Source organism: Pseudomonas sp. URMO17WK12:I9 (genome assembly GCF_900230165.1).
Lineage (GTDB): Bacteria > Pseudomonadota > Gammaproteobacteria > Pseudomonadales > Pseudomonadaceae > Aquipseudomonas > Aquipseudomonas fulva.
Map to the genome: position 1 here is coordinate 50,489 of NZ_OCMQ01000007.1, position 14,470 is coordinate 64,958.

The 14,470-nt window shown below is 62.3% G+C and carries 14 protein-coding genes; 7 read left to right on the top strand and 7 right to left on the bottom strand.

The genetic code is table 11. The features are described 5' to 3' along the window. Positions 1-22: 22 nt before the first annotated feature. The 3 genes from CRP40_RS15035 to CRP40_RS15045 all read right to left on the bottom strand — a co-directional run bounded on the left by CRP40_RS15035 (position 23) and on the right by CRP40_RS15045 (position 2,492). The gene (locus tag CRP40_RS15035; RefSeq protein WP_023535107.1) at positions 23-619 is read right to left on the bottom strand and encodes an amino acid synthesis family protein; all 597 of its coding nucleotides are present in this window, start codon (positions 617-619) and stop codon (positions 23-25) included. Positions 620-866: 247 nt separating this feature from the next. Next, positions 867-1,907 (bottom strand): LLM class flavin-dependent oxidoreductase, encoded by a 1,041-nt coding sequence (locus CRP40_RS15040; protein ID WP_027914828.1) that lies wholly within the window; start codon positions 1,905-1,907, stop codon positions 867-869. A gap of 99 nt (positions 1,908-2,006) precedes the next feature. Continuing rightward, a complete protein-coding gene (locus CRP40_RS15045) occupies positions 2,007-2,492 on the bottom strand; it encodes a flavin reductase family protein (protein WP_027914829.1) in 486 nt (161 codons plus the stop codon). 316 nt (positions 2,493-2,808) lie between these two features. On the opposite strand from CRP40_RS15045, the gene CRP40_RS15050 reads away from it, so the two are divergent. Then, positions 2,809-4,215 (top strand): cytosine permease, encoded by a 1,407-nt coding sequence (locus CRP40_RS15050; protein ID WP_027914830.1) that lies wholly within the window; start codon positions 2,809-2,811, stop codon positions 4,213-4,215. 48 nt (positions 4,216-4,263) lie between these two features. Here the strand turns inward: CRP40_RS15050 and CRP40_RS15055 are convergent, their stop codons facing one another. Together CRP40_RS15055 and CRP40_RS15060 are read right to left on the bottom strand one after the other, a co-directional pair. After that, the gene (locus CRP40_RS15055) at positions 4,264-5,889 is read right to left on the bottom strand and encodes a methyl-accepting chemotaxis protein (protein ID WP_027914831.1); all 1,626 of its coding nucleotides are present in this window, start codon (positions 5,887-5,889) and stop codon (positions 4,264-4,266) included. Positions 5,890-6,100: 211 nt separating this feature from the next. Next, positions 6,101-7,012, bottom strand: a complete 912-nt coding sequence (locus CRP40_RS15060) for an AraC family transcriptional regulator (protein ID WP_027914832.1) — start codon at positions 7,010-7,012, stop codon at positions 6,101-6,103. 102 nt (positions 7,013-7,114) lie between these two features. Here CRP40_RS15060 and CRP40_RS15065 point away from each other — a divergent pair, with 102 nt between their 5' ends. The 5 genes from CRP40_RS15065 to CRP40_RS15085 all read left to right on the top strand — a co-directional run bounded on the left by CRP40_RS15065 (position 7,115) and on the right by CRP40_RS15085 (position 11,607). Further along, the gene (locus CRP40_RS15065) at positions 7,115-7,678 is read left to right on the top strand and encodes a carboxymuconolactone decarboxylase family protein (RefSeq protein WP_023535132.1); all 564 of its coding nucleotides are present in this window, start codon (positions 7,115-7,117) and stop codon (positions 7,676-7,678) included. A gap of 99 nt (positions 7,679-7,777) precedes the next feature. After that, a complete protein-coding gene (locus CRP40_RS15070) occupies positions 7,778-8,842 on the top strand; it encodes an acyl-CoA dehydrogenase family protein (RefSeq protein WP_027914833.1) in 1,065 nt (354 codons plus the stop codon). Beyond that, the gene (locus CRP40_RS15075) at positions 8,839-9,660 is read left to right on the top strand and encodes an ABC transporter ATP-binding protein (protein ID WP_027914834.1); all 822 of its coding nucleotides are present in this window, start codon (positions 8,839-8,841) and stop codon (positions 9,658-9,660) included. The genes CRP40_RS15070 and CRP40_RS15075 overlap by 4 nt, the downstream gene beginning before the upstream one ends. Continuing rightward, positions 9,647-10,852 (top strand): ABC transporter substrate-binding protein, encoded by a 1,206-nt coding sequence (locus tag CRP40_RS15080; RefSeq protein WP_027914835.1) that lies wholly within the window; start codon positions 9,647-9,649, stop codon positions 10,850-10,852. The genes CRP40_RS15075 and CRP40_RS15080 overlap by 14 nt, the downstream gene beginning before the upstream one ends. After that, complete coding sequence (locus CRP40_RS15085; RefSeq protein WP_027914836.1) at positions 10,852-11,607, top strand: ABC transporter permease; 756 nt, start codon at positions 10,852-10,854, stop codon at positions 11,605-11,607. The genes CRP40_RS15080 and CRP40_RS15085 overlap by 1 nt, the downstream gene beginning before the upstream one ends. A gap of 44 nt (positions 11,608-11,651) precedes the next feature. Here the strand turns inward: CRP40_RS15085 and CRP40_RS15090 are convergent, their stop codons facing one another. After that, entirely contained in the window at positions 11,652-12,338 is a 687-nt protein-coding gene (locus CRP40_RS15090; RefSeq protein WP_027914837.1) for a GNAT family N-acetyltransferase, read from the bottom strand. 61 nt (positions 12,339-12,399) lie between these two features. Beyond that, a complete protein-coding gene (gene argC, locus CRP40_RS15095) occupies positions 12,400-13,359 on the bottom strand; it encodes an N-acetyl-gamma-glutamyl-phosphate reductase (protein WP_027914838.1) in 960 nt (319 codons plus the stop codon). Positions 13,360-13,492: 133 nt separating this feature from the next. Here argC and CRP40_RS15100 point away from each other — a divergent pair, with 133 nt between their 5' ends. Next, positions 13,493-14,374, top strand: a complete 882-nt coding sequence (locus tag CRP40_RS15100) for a LysR family transcriptional regulator (protein ID WP_027914839.1) — start codon at positions 13,493-13,495, stop codon at positions 14,372-14,374. Positions 14,375-14,470 lie beyond the last annotated feature (96 nt).

The window sequence follows — 14,470 nt, forward strand, 5'->3', positions numbered from 1 at the left end:
CCCAGGCCCGGCTTGATTGTTGTTATTGAGCGTTGGCCTTTTCGGCCGCCAGTTCTTCCAGGTCGATGTAGCGGTTGCCAATGCGCGGGTGCAGGCGGCCGCCATCGGCAGCGCCAAGAACTACCACGATTTCATCGGCGCGAGGTGCGTCCTCGATCTGCATTTCCAGGGTGATGTAGTGCGAGCGCAGGCCTTCGTCGTCTTTTTGCATCATCGGAATCTGGATCGACGTGCCAGGGCCACCACGCTTGTTGGTGAAGCTCAGGTAGCTTTTGGCCTGCACGGCTTCGCGATAGTGATTGCCGAAGCGCAGGGTATGGATGACGGCCGAAGCGTGTTCGATTTCACCGTCGGCGCCCACCACTGCAGCCTTGCCGTAGGCCTCGATCTTGTCGGCACCACCGATGGCGGCGGTCAGACGCTCGACCATCAGCGCGCCCAGTTCCGAGCAATGCGCGCGGATTTCGGGCTTAAGGTCGTCGACGAAGCCACGGCCAGCCCAAGGGTTTTTGATGACCACCGCCAGGCCCACCATGGTGACCGGCTTGTCAGTGGCCTTGCCACCTTCGATACGCGTCTCTTCGGAGTAGGTGACGATCTTGCGAATTTCAAAACTCATGGGGGGCTCCTGTACGGTGTGATCAGATCTTGTTGTCTGATGGTATACCATAATATTTGTTCTGCAAGCACTGCGTGGTGTTTTCTCATCCAGCCGGGACGAAAGGTGAGCTGATGTGCAGGTCTGCATCGCATCTGTATCAAGCAAGCGGCGCAGCACTTAACGTTGGGCTGAAAAAAACCCGCTCGCGCGGTGCCAATTGGCCCACGCGAGCGGGCATGTCCCGCAAGAAATCAGGTAATGGGATTCAGGTGAACGCCGGGATCACTTCCTTGATGAACAGCTCCAGCGATTTTTTCTTCTCAGCGTGGGGCAGGCTGTTGTCACACCAGAAGCTGAATTCGTCGACGCCCAGCTCCTGGTAGTACTTGATGCGCGCGATGATTTCTTCCGGGGTGCCGATCATGGTGTTCTTGCGGATGTTCTCAAGTTCGAAGGCAGGGACTTCGGCAAACTTCGCTTCCGGGCTGGGCTCCAGGAACCCATTGACCGGCGTGGTCTTGTTGCCGAACCAGGCGTCGAAGGTGCGGTAGAAACGAGAGATCGCGCTGGCCCCTACCTTCCAGCCGTCCGGCTCTGCCGGGCTGTGCACGTGGGTGTGGCGCAGCACCATCAATTGTGGGCGAGGCACGTCGGGGTTATTGTCCAGGGCGGCCTGGAACTTGTTGCGAAGGTCCAGCACTTCCTCGTCGCCCTTCATCAGCGGCGTGACCATCACGTTGCAGCCATTGGCCACGGCGAAGTTATGCGAGTCAGGGTCGCGGGCCGCGATCCACATGGGCGGCGTAGCATTGAACGGCTTGGGTACGCTGGTGGAGGTCGGGAACTTATACACCTCGCCTTCATGGGCGTAGTCACCCTCCCACAGTTTGCGTACCACCGGGACCATCTCGCGCAGTGCCTTGCCGCCATCGGTGGCTGGCATGCCATTGGCCATGCGATCGAATTCGAATTGATAGGCACCCCGGGCCAGGCCCACTTCCATGCGCCCGTTGCTGATCACATCGAGCAAAGCGCATTCGCCGGCGACGCGGATCGGGTTCCAGAACGGGGCGATGATGGTGCCGGCGCCCAGGCGGATCTTCTCGGTACGCGCCGCCAGATAAGCCAGCAATGGCATGGGGCTTGGCGAAATGGTGTATTCCATGGCGTGGTGTTCGCCGATCCACACGGTGCTGAAACCGCCGTCTTCGGCCATCAAGGTCAGTTCGGTGAGGTCTTCGAACAACTGGCGGTGGCTGACCTGTTCATCCCAACGTTCCATGTGCACGAACAACGAAAATTTCATGGGGGCATTCCTCGGACTGGTTGTGTCACCCGGCGTAAAGCCGGGTATCGCGGCGAGCAGAACATTGCTTCCCGCCAAGTGCGTTCAGCGGTGCAGAGATCAGGCGAGCGCGGGCAAGCTGGCCATTTTTCCGCGGCAGTACACCATCGGCAGCGGCGCTTGCTCCGGCACGATCAGGTTGTGGACCTTGCCGACCATGATCGCGTGGTCACCCCCTTCGTACTCGCGCCAAAGCTCGCATTCGATCACGGCGGTAGCGCCGGCGAGGATGGGGTTGCCCAGCGTGCTCAACGACCACTCGATGCCGGCCGCCTTGTCCTTGCCCTTCTTGGCGAAAGCATAGGCTTCGGCCTGCTGGTTACCGGACAACAAATGAATGGCAAAGCGCTTGTGCTTGATCAGCACCGGGTAGGAGTCGGACGTGTAATTGGGGCAGAACAGCACCAGGGGAGGGTCCATCGACAGGGATGAGAAGGCGCTGGCGGTCAAGCCAACAACCGAGCCGTCGTCGTCCAGGGTGGTGATGACGGTAACGCCAGAAGGGAAGGAACCCAGGACGTTCTTGTAGACGGTTGCGTCGATCATCTGATGTACCTCTTAAAGCTGCGGTGGGCCGCGGTTTTTATCGTTGATGTGTCTGATGGTATACCGTAATACCTTTTTTGCAAGCACATTTTTCGGCTTGGCTAACACTGCGATGAATGGTTCAAAGCCGCGCAGTTCAAGGGGTATACGCGTAAACGAACGAATTGCGGTATTCGCTAAATCGTATCAGCTGACAATTTGAAATACGGATCAGTATTGTCAAAACCTTGGAATACCATAATATGGTCTTCAGCTGAGAGGCCGCCTAGATGCGGTTTCCTTACAACGATAAAAACGACCTTTCGAGCTAAAAATCATGTCCCAACCGTCGTCGCAACATCAGTTTGTCGAGAATCACACGGTCGATTACGTTCCACCTGCCGAGCGCCATGGGAAGGCGCGCGACCTGTTTACCCTCTGGTTCAGCACCAACATTGCGCCACTGCCCATCGTCACCGGCGCCATGGTGATCCAGGTGTTCAACCTGAACCTGCTATGGGGACTGATCGCTATCGTCCTGGGGCACTTGCTCGGAGGCGTGGTGATTGCCCTGGCCTCTGCACAAGGGCCGCAGTTGGGCATCCCGCAGATGGTACAGAGCCGGGGGCAGTTCGGACGCTACGGCGCGCTGCTGATCGTTTTCTTCACCGCGCTGATCTACGTGGGCTTCTTCATCTCCAACATCGTACTGGCAGGCAAGACGATCCACGGCATCGCACCCATGGTCCCTATGCCCGGCGCGATCGTGATCGGCGCCTTGAGTGCCACCGCCATTGGCATCGTTGGCTATCGCTTCATCCACATCCTGAACCGTATCGGCACCTGGGTCATGGGCTCGGCGTTGCTGGCTGGTTTCATCATGATGTTCACACAGGTACTGCCGGGCGACTTCTTCAGCCGTGGCGCCTTCAACCTGTCCGGGTTCATCGCCACCGTGTCGCTGGGTACGATCTGGCAGATCAGCTTCTCGCCGTACACCTCCGACTATTCGCGCTATCTGCCGCGTGAAGTGGGCATCGCGCGTCCATTCTGGGCGACCTACTTCGGCGCCACCCTGGGCACCATCCTGTGCTTCAGCTTCGGTGCAGTCGCCGTGCTATGCGTGCCCGAAGGCACCGATGCAATGGATGCCGTCAAGCAGGCGACCGGCTGGCTCGGGCCGATCCTGATGGTGCTGTTTCTGCTCAACATCATCAGCCATAACGCCCTGAACCTGTACGGCGCCGTGCTTTCGATCGTGACGGCAATTCAGACGTTCTTCGCCCAGTGGACGCCGAGCATCAAGGTGCGTGTGGCCCTGGCCAGCGTCATCCTGGTGGCCTGCGCACTGGTCGCGCTCAATGCATCGGCCGACTTCATCGGCCAGTTCATCGGTCTGATCCTGGCGCTTCTGCTGGTGCTGGTGCCCTGGGCATCGATCAACCTGGTCGACTTCTACCTGATCAAGAAAGGCCAGTACGACATCGCCTCGATCTTCAGCGCCGACGGTGGCATCTATGGCCGCTTCAACCACCACGCGATCATTGCCTACGCCTGCGGCATTCTGGTGCAGTTGCCATTCGCCAACACTGCGCTGTATGTCGGCCCCTACTCGAACATCGTCGAAGGGGCCGACCTGTCGTGGCTGTTCGGTTTGCTCGTGACGGTGCCGCTGTACTACTGCCTGGCGACCCGTGGCAAGGCAGCGCAGAACGTGGGGCGCGTGGTCAGCGTCAGCAAGTGAGCCTAGGGCTCCACGTGGAGGGGCCGCTGGACGGCCCCTTTCTGAGGATTACACCTTGAATTGCGCAACCATGGCATTGAGGTCTACCGCCAGGCGTGACAGATCCTGCGCTGCTGCGCTGGTCTGGTTGGCCCCGGCCGAAGTCTGCATGGACAGATCACGGATGTTGACCAGGTTGCGATCCACTTCTCTGGCTACCTGAGCCTGCTCCTCCGAGGCGCTTGCGATCACCAGGTTACGCTGGTTGATCGAGGCGATGACTTGGGCGATGACCTCAAGCGCCCGCCCTGCACCTTGCGCTACCTCCAACGTACCGGCCGCTCGACCCTGACTGCTGGACATCGCCGTCACGGCGCGTTCGGTGCCGTTCTGGATGCCCGCGATCATGTGTTCGATTTCCGCAGTCGATTGTTGAGTACGGTGGGCGAGGGCGCGCACCTCGTCGGCCACTACAGCAAACCCTCGGCCTGCTTCACCTGCTCGCGCCGCCTCAATGGCGGCGTTGAGTGCCAATAGGTTGGTCTGCCCGGCGATAGCGCCAATCACGTCCAGCACCCGGGTGATTTCATTGGCGCTGCTGGCCAGCTGCTGCACCTGTGCCGAAGTGCCGGTGACATCGGCGACCAACTGCTCGATAGACTGCAATGCCTGGTTGACCTGATCGCGGCCGTCACGGGTCGTGCGGTCTGCGCCTTTGGACGCGTCCGCCGTGCTCACGGCATTGCTGGCGACCTCTTCCACGGCGACGGTCATCTGGTTGACAGCCGTGGCAGCCTGGTCGATTTCTGCGCTTTGCTGGTGCAGGCCGCGGCTGGTGTCTTCCGTCACGGTGTGCAGCTCTTCGGACGCCGACGCCAGTTGGTCCGAGGAGGCCGCGATGCGGGCAATGGTCTGGCGCAGGTTGGCTTGCATGCGGGCCAAGGCTTGCAGCAGCAAGGCGGGCTCATCGCGGCCCTGGGCCTTGATCGGTTGGGTCAGGTCACTGGCCGCCACGCGCTCTGCGGCGGTGACGGCCTCGGCCAGCGGCACGATGATGCTGCGTGTGAGCAGGTAGGCGATCATCACCAGTGCCAGCAGGATCACCACCAATGCCGTGATAATGGCCACGAATGCCTCATCGGCCACGTCACTGCTCAGCTGGGAGGCAGCTTCTGCGCCTTTGGCGTTGAAGGCGATGAGCGTGGACATGGCTTGCATCATCGTTTCGGCACGCGCCGTCAGCGGGCCGTTGATCAGCTGGCGAGCAGTGTCCATGCGCCCGGCCGAAAGCTCGGCCAAGACCGTCTCCTGAAGCTCGTGGTAGTGCTGGTAGGCGCTGCGGGCCGTTTCGAAAAGCGCGCGGTCTTCACTGGACACGATGGTTGCCACGTAGGCCTCGAAGCCTTCATCCAATTCGCGTTCGATGTTCTGGATCGTATTCAGGTAGCGGGTGCGCTCGCTGGCGTCTTCTTCCAATGCACCGCGCAGGGTGAGGGCGCGCGTACGGCCCAGGTTGCTGTTGATTGCACTGAGCGACATGACGGTGGGCATCCAGGTCAGGCGAATCTCATCCGTGGACTCATCCATCTGCTGTGTTTCATACAGGGCGACCAGCCCCATGGTCAGGATCAGCATGCCCAACAAGGCAAACACGCAGGCTGCGCGAATGCCGATCTTCATGTTCCTGAAATGCATTGAAGGCTCCTAGGAAAGGCGTGCAGGGGCGAGGCGCGTTGGCGCAAGCCGTTCGGGACGGCGCCAGGCTCTGGAGAGGCTATGGGGCGGGAGGGGGAGTGCGATGAACTTAAACGCGCGGATGATGACATAAAGCCATTATTGTAGGACAGTCATGCAATGTAACGAGATGCTAGCGCCAATGCCCTGCACGCAGGCGCTGGAAGCGGCTTCACCTTCGCCCTTGCTGACGCCGATACGCCCCCGGCTGAACACCCACTGCCTTGGCGAAGGCACGCGTGAACGCCGCCACAGATTGATACCCCGCCTGGACGCCAACCTGCTCGACCGTATGGCCAGCGCGCAGCAGCTGGCTGGCATGGCGCATGCGCAGTGCCAAAAGCACTTGGCCGGGTGACTGCCCGGCCAGCTCGCTGAAACGCTTGAAGAACGCCGAGCGCGACAAGCCCGTGCACGCCGCCATGCGCTCCAGCGTCCAGATGGCCCCAGGGGCCTTGATCAACTGTTCGAGCAAGTCGGCAAACGCCGGCTGGCGGGCAAGGGCGATCAGCCCTCCCAGCGGCTGAGCGCCATGCACCTGTTGGCGCAAGGCATAAAGGAACAGCAGGTGCGTCAGCCGCTCCAGCAAGACTTGAGACGGCCCGTTGGCGCGCCGGCATTCTTCCAGGATCAGATCGAACAACGCCCGTGCAGCGCTGCCAGCGGGATCCTCGGCGCGCAGGATGATCAGGTCGGCCATTGCGTCGATGATCAGTGCCGAGAGGCCGCTGCTGAAATGGAAGAATCCACAGACCAGGCCCACCCCATCGCTGGCTTGGGTATCCAGGGGCTGCATGGTTTGGCGTGGTTGGGCGCAGGCCTGCGCTGCATCGGCTTCGCTGGCAAGCCGATAACTTACGTCACGCAGCAGGAACACGGCGTCGCCGCGCTCAAGGCGCACTGGCTGTTCGAGGGTATCGGCGTGCAGCCAGCAGCCGCCTTGCACGACCAGGTGAAAACTGGCGTGACCCATGCCGTGAGTGCTGGCGTGCCAACCCCCGCAGTAACGGCCGACATGGAACAGGCTGGCGTCTAGCTCGAGGTTTTCTAATAACCGCTCGACGAGATGGCTGGACGAAATCATCTAAGGCAAACACTCAGAAGCAAGTAAAAACGACTGATGAATATGGAGCGTACTTCTTATAACCAACAGACTGTACTGATACACGGCAAAGGAGATTACCCCATGTCCTCGCGCATTACCCTACACGACCTGCAGACCGCACCAGAGGCGGCCAAGCCGTTTCTTGAAAACGCCCAGAAGAACTCGGGCTTCATCCCCAACCTGCTGCGTGTCTTGGCCAATGCGCCAGCAGCGCTGGAGACCTATGTCACCGTTTCGGCGTTGAACGGTAAGTCGGAGCTGACCTTGGCCGAGCGCGAAGTGGTGCAGTTGATCGCCGCCACCCAGCACGGTTGCGACTTCTGCGTGGCGGGCCATACCGCAGTGGCCCTGAATAAAGCCAAGCTGCCCCATGAAGTGGTCGACGCCCTGCGCGCGCGCGGTGAGCTTCCCGACGCGCGTTATGAAACCCTGGCGGCGTTTGCCCGCGAAGTCATCGCTACCCGCGGCGACGTGAGCCCGGCAACCTACCAGGCTTTTCGTGACGCCGGCTTCACCGAGGGCAATGCGCTGGAAGTGATTCTGGGCGTCAGCCTCGCAACCCTGTGCAACTTTGCTAATGTGTTCGCCCAGACGCCGCTCAACGATGAGTTGGGTAAGTACCGCTGGCAACAGCCGTCTGCATAAGGCGCAGGCAACCCGCCGCACGGCGGTCGGTGCAGGAGCGGCCATTGGCCGTGAACGGGTCGCCAGGCGGCCGCGGCGTTTCAAAAGGAGCAAGAACACATGCAAGAGTGCGCATTTGGACAGTGGCTGGATGCCAATGCCGAAGCCATCGACCGAGGCCAGTGCGAGCCGCAACGGGTGCTGTCGCAGATCGCCCAGTCGCAGCTGCTGCGCGTTGGCATTGACCCTGCCCTGGGTGGTTCAGGTGGTCAGATCACCGATGCCGTGGAGGCCATCGCAGCCATTGCCAGCCGTTCACTGGCGACGGCCTTCGTTTGCTGGGGGCAGCGGGCCTTCATCGAGTACCTGCTACAGAGCCCCAATGCCGGGCTGCGCCAACGGCTACTGCCTGCACTGCTGAGCGGTGAACTGGCCGGCGCTACGGGTTTGTCCAACGCCATGAAGTTTCTTTCGGGTATCGAGACACTGCAGGTGCGCGGTAGGCCTCTGGAGGATGGCTGGGACCTGGAAGGGCGGTTGCACTGGGTGACCAACCTGCGCAAGAGCGGCTTCGTTGTCGCCGCGGCTATCGAAGATGAAGGCGGTGGCGCCCCCTTCGTGCTGGCCATTCCGTCCGATGCTCAAGGTCTTGAGCGCTCAGATGACCTGCAACTGATGGGCTTGCAGTCGAGTAACACCGCTGCGCTGGCCTTTCACCAGGTGCAGCTGCCGCGTGACTGGTTGCTGCACGATAACGCACGTGAATTCCTACCCCGGGTGCGGCCGGCTTTCCTGGGGCTGCAGTGCGGCATGGCCATCGGCCTGGCGCGCAGGGCGCTGGAGGAAGTCCAGGGTCACCTGCACGGGCGCGCTTCGTTCCTGGATGAAGCCAGGCAGGTACTCGGTGCTCGCCTGGAGAACACCGTGAGCGAGCTCAAGCAGGGGCTGCTCGATGAGCGCTTCAAGGAGCAACCGGCAGCGCTGTTCAAATTGCGCATCACCCTGGCCGAGTGCGCTGCCGATGCCGTGCAGCTTGAGCTTCAGGCAAGCGGCGGCAAAGCTTACCTGTGCGAGTACGGCGAAGGCTTCGCTCGGCGCTGGCGTGAGTCGGCCTTCGTGCCCATCGTCACCCCCAGCCTGGTGCAACTGCGCGCTGAACTTCACCGCCAGGCAGCATCGGCATGACCCGCGTGGTGCTACAAGCCCAGGGCATCAGCCTGGGTTACCCCCGTGCCGATGGCTGGCAGCAGGTACTGGCGCAGTTCGATCTGCAACTGGCCCCAGGCGAGGTGGTGAGCATCCTGGGCCCCAGCGGGGTCGGCAAGTCCAGCCTGCTGCGCGTGCTGGCCGGCCTTCAGCAACCCCAGGGTGGGCATGTGATGTTGCACGGCCAGCCACTGCAGGGTCCGCATCCGCGCCTGGCAGTGGCCTTTCAGGATCCAAGCCTGCTGCCTTGGCTGAGCCTGGAAAAGAACGTTGCCTTCGGCCTGGACTTCGCTCGCCAGCCAGCGCTTGCCGCAGACGAGCGTCGGGCACGCGTCGACCATGCCATTGCCGCCGTGGGCCTGGAGCATGCGCGCAACCAGTACCCGGCCCAGCTCTCCGGCGGCATGGCCCAGCGCACGGCATTGGCCCGTTGCCTGGCGCGCCAACCTGAAGTGCTGCTGCTCGACGAGCCATTCGGCGCGCTGGACGAGGTGACCCGCGCCGACATGCAGCAACTGCTGCTGCAATTGATCGCCACGCACAACACCGCGGCGGTCCTGATCACGCACGACATCGACGAAGCCCTGCTGTTGTCCGACCGCGTATTGCTACTGGGCGACCACCCAGCGCACACGCTCGGGCAATGGCGCGTCGACCTGCTGCAACCCCGGACGCAGCAGGTCGAGGCATTGGGCGCCTTGCGCATCGAGATTCTCAAAACCCTTCGGCGGGCAAGCCGCACAAACGAACCTCAACCCACCCCGTTGCCCTCGGAGGCTGTCCATGTGCATGGATGACTGCTGCGGCGCTTCTTCGCGTCGCGATTTTCTCAAGATGAGCGCACTGCTGACCGCAGCTGGCGCCTTGCCGCTGCTGTCCAGCCTGCAGGCGCGCGCCGCCGCAGAACCCGATGCGCCTGTGCGCATCGGTTATCTACCTATCACCGATGCCACCCCGTTGCTGGTGGCGCATAACAATGGCCTGTTCGAAGCCGAAGGCATCAAGGCCGAACGGCCCGTGTTGCTGCGCAGCTGGGCACAGGTGATCGAAGCGTTCATTTCTGGGCAGGTCAACGTCATTCACCTGTTGTCACCGATGACGGTTTGGGCGCGTTACGCAAGCAAGGTGCCGGCCAAAGTGGTGGCCTGGAACCACGTGGGCGGTTCGGGGCTGACGGTAGCGCCGGACATCACCGACATGAAACAGCTCGGTGGCAAGACCGTGGCCATTCCGTTCTGGTACTCGATCCATAACGTGGTGCTGCAACAGATGCTCGCCGACAGCGGCCTGACCGCCGTGTCCAAGCCTGCCACAGCAGCGCTCGCCGCCAACGAAGTCAACCTGCTGGTGCTGCCTCCCTCTGACATGCCCCCAGCGCTGGCCAGCAAGCGCATCGCCGGCTACATCGTCGCCGAGCCGTTCAACGCCTTGGCCGAAAACCTCAAGGTCGGTCGCGTGCAGCGCTTCACCGCAGACGTCTGGCGCAACCATGCCTGCTGCGTGGTGTTCATGCACGAGCACGACCTGAACAACCGGCCGGACTGGTCGCAGAAGGTGGTCAACGCCATCGTCAAGGCCCAGCAATGGACCCGCGAACACCGGGCAGAGGCGGCTGCCTTGCTGTCCAAGTCAGGCCCTAACAAGTACACCCCGCACGATCCCGCGGTGTTGACCAAGGTGTTGGCACCCGCTGCCAGCGACCGTGCCGACTACATTGCCACTGGCGCCATACAGCACCAGCAGTGGGATGAGAAACGCATCGATTTCCAGCCGTACCCGTACCCCAGCTACACCCAAGAGCTCGTTACGCGGCTCAAGCGCACCCTGATCGAAGGCAACAACGCGTTCCTCGCCGACCTGGACCCGGCCCACGTGGCCGGTGACCTGGTCGACGACCGTTTTGTGCGCAACGCCATCGCCAGCGTCGGTGGCCCTTCGGTCTTCGGTATTGGCGACAGCTTCGAGCGAAGCGAGGAGTTCGCGGTCTGATGCGCAAGCACGTGGTACATGCCAGCCTGGGGCTGGCCGGATTGCTGGGGTTGCTGCTGGTCTGGTGGGCGGGGGTGGCAGCCTTCGGCCAGCCCGATGGTCTGTCTGCACGCTTCTCGCCCTCAGCCACCTTTACCAGCCTGATCGAGCTGCTTGGGCAAGGCGAGGTGTACGGTCACATCTGGGTCAGCCTCAAACGAATCCTGATCGGGTTAGTGCTGGCACTGCTGATAGGCGTGCCCCTTGGGCTGTTGGTGGGCAGCTACCGGCACCTGGAGGCGGCGACTACACCTGCTTTTCAGTTTCTGCGCATGATCTCGCCGCTGTCGTGGATGCCGGTCGTGGTGATGCTGATGGGGGTGGGCGACCAGCCTATCTACTTCCTGCTGGCGTTCGCAGCGCTGTGGCCGATCCTGCTCAATACCGCTGCCGGTGTAAGGCAACTGGACCCGCGCTGGCTGCAGCTGAGCCGAAGCCTGAGCGCCACCCGCTGGGAAACCTTGTGCAAGGTGATCGTCCCTGGTGTGATCGGGCACGTGCTCACAGGCGTACGGCTGGCCATCGGCATTCTGTGGATCGTGCTGGTGCCCTGCGAGATGCTCGGGGTGAGCGCAGGCCTGGGATACTTCATTCTCGATACACGCGACCGTCTGGCCTATTCAGAGCTGATGGCCATGGTGCTGCTGATCGGGGTGTTGGGCTTTGCCCTGGATGCGCTGGCCCGTGGTCTGCATCGCCGTTGGGTGCATGCCTGAGTGTGGGCAACCTGCGCCGTGTCACAGGCGCAGGAGCAGGGGGATCAATGTACCGTCAGGCGTTGCTGCACACAGGCTTGAGCCTGAAGGGCTAGCTCATCCAGACGCTCGTCCCGACGCTGTTCGGCCTCGATCATGGCGTCCTCGCCGTGCTGGTTCAGCAGATAGGTGTGGATTTGCATGACTTCGGTCGTCTGGTAGATGGGCGCGATGTCCAGGCGCCCGATCAGCGCATCACCGCCCTGACCGGTACTGCTCATCAGTACCTGTGGGCCGTTGGCCGAGACGGCTTGCATGCCCATGACTTCGAACCACGGCACCTGATGGGCAAAGGCATTCAACTCGATGTACCTGTACTGAGCCTGCAGGTCGGCCAGCAAGGCGCGCGCGACCCCCTTGCGGCGGTACGTGGGCGCTACAGCGAGAAAAGCCAGGGCGCAGGCCTGGTCGTCGTTGTCGGCTGGCAATGCCAGAGCGAAGCCCAGTAACTGATCCGGGGCATCGGCATCGAGCGCCAGCGTCAGGGCAACGCGCAGCCCGCGGGTGCCATCGAGTGCTTGCAGGTACTGGTGTACCTCCATGCCTACACCGTACTGGTACAACGGGTACAACGGGTTGTCAGGCGTGATGGCGACACTACTCAGCTCACCCACCTCGTGGATGACCAGTTCCCGGATCTGGTTCTGGAACGACTCGGGTGGCACGCTGGACAGGCGGCTCAGGATGTACATCGGCAAACAGGCTCCGGCGAATGGAATACAGCCCGCAGCATGAGTGCGCGGGCTGTACAGTCTACCCGTTTTTGCCGTTATCGCCTTCGGCGCGCAGGGCGTCGAGCATCAAGTCCAGGTTCTGCACGGCAGCCCCGGCAGCCCCTTTGCCCAAGTTGTCGAAGACGGCGGTCAACAGCACCTGGCCGTGCGAGGGGTTGGCGTACAGGGCCAGGCGCAGATCATCGGTCCCGTTGAGCGCCTGGGGGTCGAGCCGCTCGGCTGTGCCCTGGGTTTGCAGCGGCATCACCTTCACGTGGCGGGCGCCCTGGTAGTGCTGCTCCAGACACGCCTGCAACTGCTGCGCGCTGACCCGGCCGGGCAGCATGCGCAGGTGCAGGGCGATGCTGAGGACGATGCCCTGGCGATAGGCGCCATAGGCGGGCATGAACATGGGACGGGCCGATAGGCCGGCGTGGACCTGGATCTCGGGCACATGCTTGTGCGCCAGGTCCAGCCCGTACATGAGCACGGCCGAGGCGTCGCTATTGTCCTGCTGCTCATGCTGCTGCACCGCTGCGCGCCCGCCGCCGGAATAGCCCGAAATGGCATGGATGGCCAGCGGGTAGTCGGCAGGTACCAAGCCTGCCGCGATCAAGGGGCCGAGCAGTGCGATCGCGCCCGTCGGGTAGCAGCCAGGGTTGCTGACCCGGGTACTTTGGCCGATATGCGTAGCCTGGTCACGATTCAGTTCGGCGAAACCGTAGGTCCAACCTGGCGCGGTACGGTGGGCTGAGCTGGCATCGATCACCCGCACCCCGGGATTGTCGATCACGCTCACCGCTTCGCGTGCAGCGTCATCGGGCAAACAGAGGATGGCGATGTCGGCACGGTTGATGGCCTCGCTGCGGCACTTGAGGTCCTTGCGCTGGGCGTCGGCAAGTGTCAGCAGGCGCAGGTCCTTGCGATCGTGCAGGCGGGCATGGATTTGCAGCCCGGTGGTGCCTTGATCGCCATCGATGAAGACAAGAGGTAGATGCATGTTCACGTGTCCAAGCCAGTAGGTCGGACACCAGCGTCGCTCAAGCCAGACGTAAAGAAAATTTACATTTCATGACCGGGACGTTCAGCTATTCTGAACCTTTCGACGTTTAGCTCAAGGAAACCGTGGCACTGTGCGTGAAATAAGCCTTGACCGCCTGCGGACGCTGGTGGTGATCAGTCAGCTAGGGTCTTTTGCGGCGGCAGCCCGTCAGCTCAATCTGGCACCCCCCACCATCAGCCTGCACGTGGCCGAGCTGGAGTCGCGGGTGGGCGCTTCGCTGCTGACCCGCACACGCGGCCAGGTTCGGCCGACAGCCATTGGCGAAACCCTTCTGGTGCGCGCCAGGCGCCTGCTTGCCGATGCCGAACTGGCCCTGGATGAGGTGCGCAATCAAGTGCAAGGCCTGACAGGGCGTGTGCGGCTTGGCGCATCGACAGGGGCCATCGCGCACCTGCTGCCCGAGGCGCTTGAGCACCTGCGCATTGATCACCCGGGCATCGATGTGCAGGTGCAGGTCCTCACTTCCCAGGCGTCCCTGGTGCAGTTGCGTGAAGGGCTGCTGGACATCGGCCTGGTGGCCTTGCCACAAGTGGCGGGCAAGGGCCTGGCGGTCACTGCTTGGCGCCGAGACCCCATCCTGGCTTACATGCCGGCTGACTGGCAGCCGCCGGCAGCTGTCACGCCTCAGTGGTTGGCCGAGCGCCCTTTGATCCTCAATGACAGCAGCACGCAGTTGTCGCGGGTCTGCTCCGAATGGTTCGCAGCGGCCGGGCTGCACCCACAGCCACGCATCGAACTGAACTACAACGACGCCATCAAGCGCCTGGTGAGTGCCGGGTACGGTGCCACGTTGCTGCCGCAGGAGGGTGAGGTAACGGAGGCAGACCCACGTCTGGTCTGTCGACCCTTGAGGCCTGGGTTGTGGCGGCAGTTGGGGATCGCCTGCCGGGACGCCAGGCAGGATAAGGGTACTCACTATGTGCTTCAGGCATTGGAGCGGCTGAGTCAGTAGCGTGGGCAGGCGCAGCAGCGGTCAATGCTGGGGATGACGGGTTGAGCAATGCCGAAAACGGGCAGGGCGCAAGTATCTGCGCCATGGGCTAAGCAG

What these genes read in the sequence shown, in the direction of transcription:
- CRP40_RS15035 (WP_023535107.1), bottom strand. Translation starts at nt 619, where the DNA reads ATGAGTTTTGAAATTCGCAAGATCGTCACCTACTCCGAAGAGACGCGT.
- CRP40_RS15040 (WP_027914828.1), bottom strand. Translation starts at nt 1,907, where the DNA reads ATGAAATTTTCGTTGTTCGTGCACATGGAACGTTGGGATGAACAGGTC.
- CRP40_RS15045 (WP_027914829.1), bottom strand. Translation starts at nt 2,492, where the DNA reads ATGATCGACGCAACCGTCTACAAGAACGTCCTGGGTTCCTTCCCTTCT.
- CRP40_RS15050 (WP_027914830.1), top strand. Translation starts at nt 2,809, where the DNA reads ATGTCCCAACCGTCGTCGCAACATCAGTTTGTCGAGAATCACACGGTC.
- CRP40_RS15055 (WP_027914831.1), bottom strand. Translation starts at nt 5,889, where the DNA reads ATGCATTTCAGGAACATGAAGATCGGCATTCGCGCAGCCTGCGTGTTT.
- CRP40_RS15060 (WP_027914832.1), bottom strand. Translation starts at nt 7,012, where the DNA reads ATGATTTCGTCCAGCCATCTCGTCGAGCGGTTATTAGAAAACCTCGAG.
- CRP40_RS15065 (WP_023535132.1), top strand. Translation starts at nt 7,115, where the DNA reads ATGTCCTCGCGCATTACCCTACACGACCTGCAGACCGCACCAGAGGCG.
- CRP40_RS15070 (WP_027914833.1), top strand. Translation starts at nt 7,778, where the DNA reads ATGCAAGAGTGCGCATTTGGACAGTGGCTGGATGCCAATGCCGAAGCC.
- CRP40_RS15075 (WP_027914834.1), top strand. Translation starts at nt 8,839, where the DNA reads ATGACCCGCGTGGTGCTACAAGCCCAGGGCATCAGCCTGGGTTACCCC.
- CRP40_RS15080 (WP_027914835.1), top strand. Translation starts at nt 9,647, where the DNA reads ATGTGCATGGATGACTGCTGCGGCGCTTCTTCGCGTCGCGATTTTCTC.
- CRP40_RS15085 (WP_027914836.1), top strand. Translation starts at nt 10,852, where the DNA reads ATGCGCAAGCACGTGGTACATGCCAGCCTGGGGCTGGCCGGATTGCTG.
- CRP40_RS15090 (WP_027914837.1), bottom strand. Translation starts at nt 12,338, where the DNA reads ATGTACATCCTGAGCCGCCTGTCCAGCGTGCCACCCGAGTCGTTCCAG.
- argC (WP_027914838.1), bottom strand. Translation starts at nt 13,359, where the DNA reads ATGCATCTACCTCTTGTCTTCATCGATGGCGATCAAGGCACCACCGGG.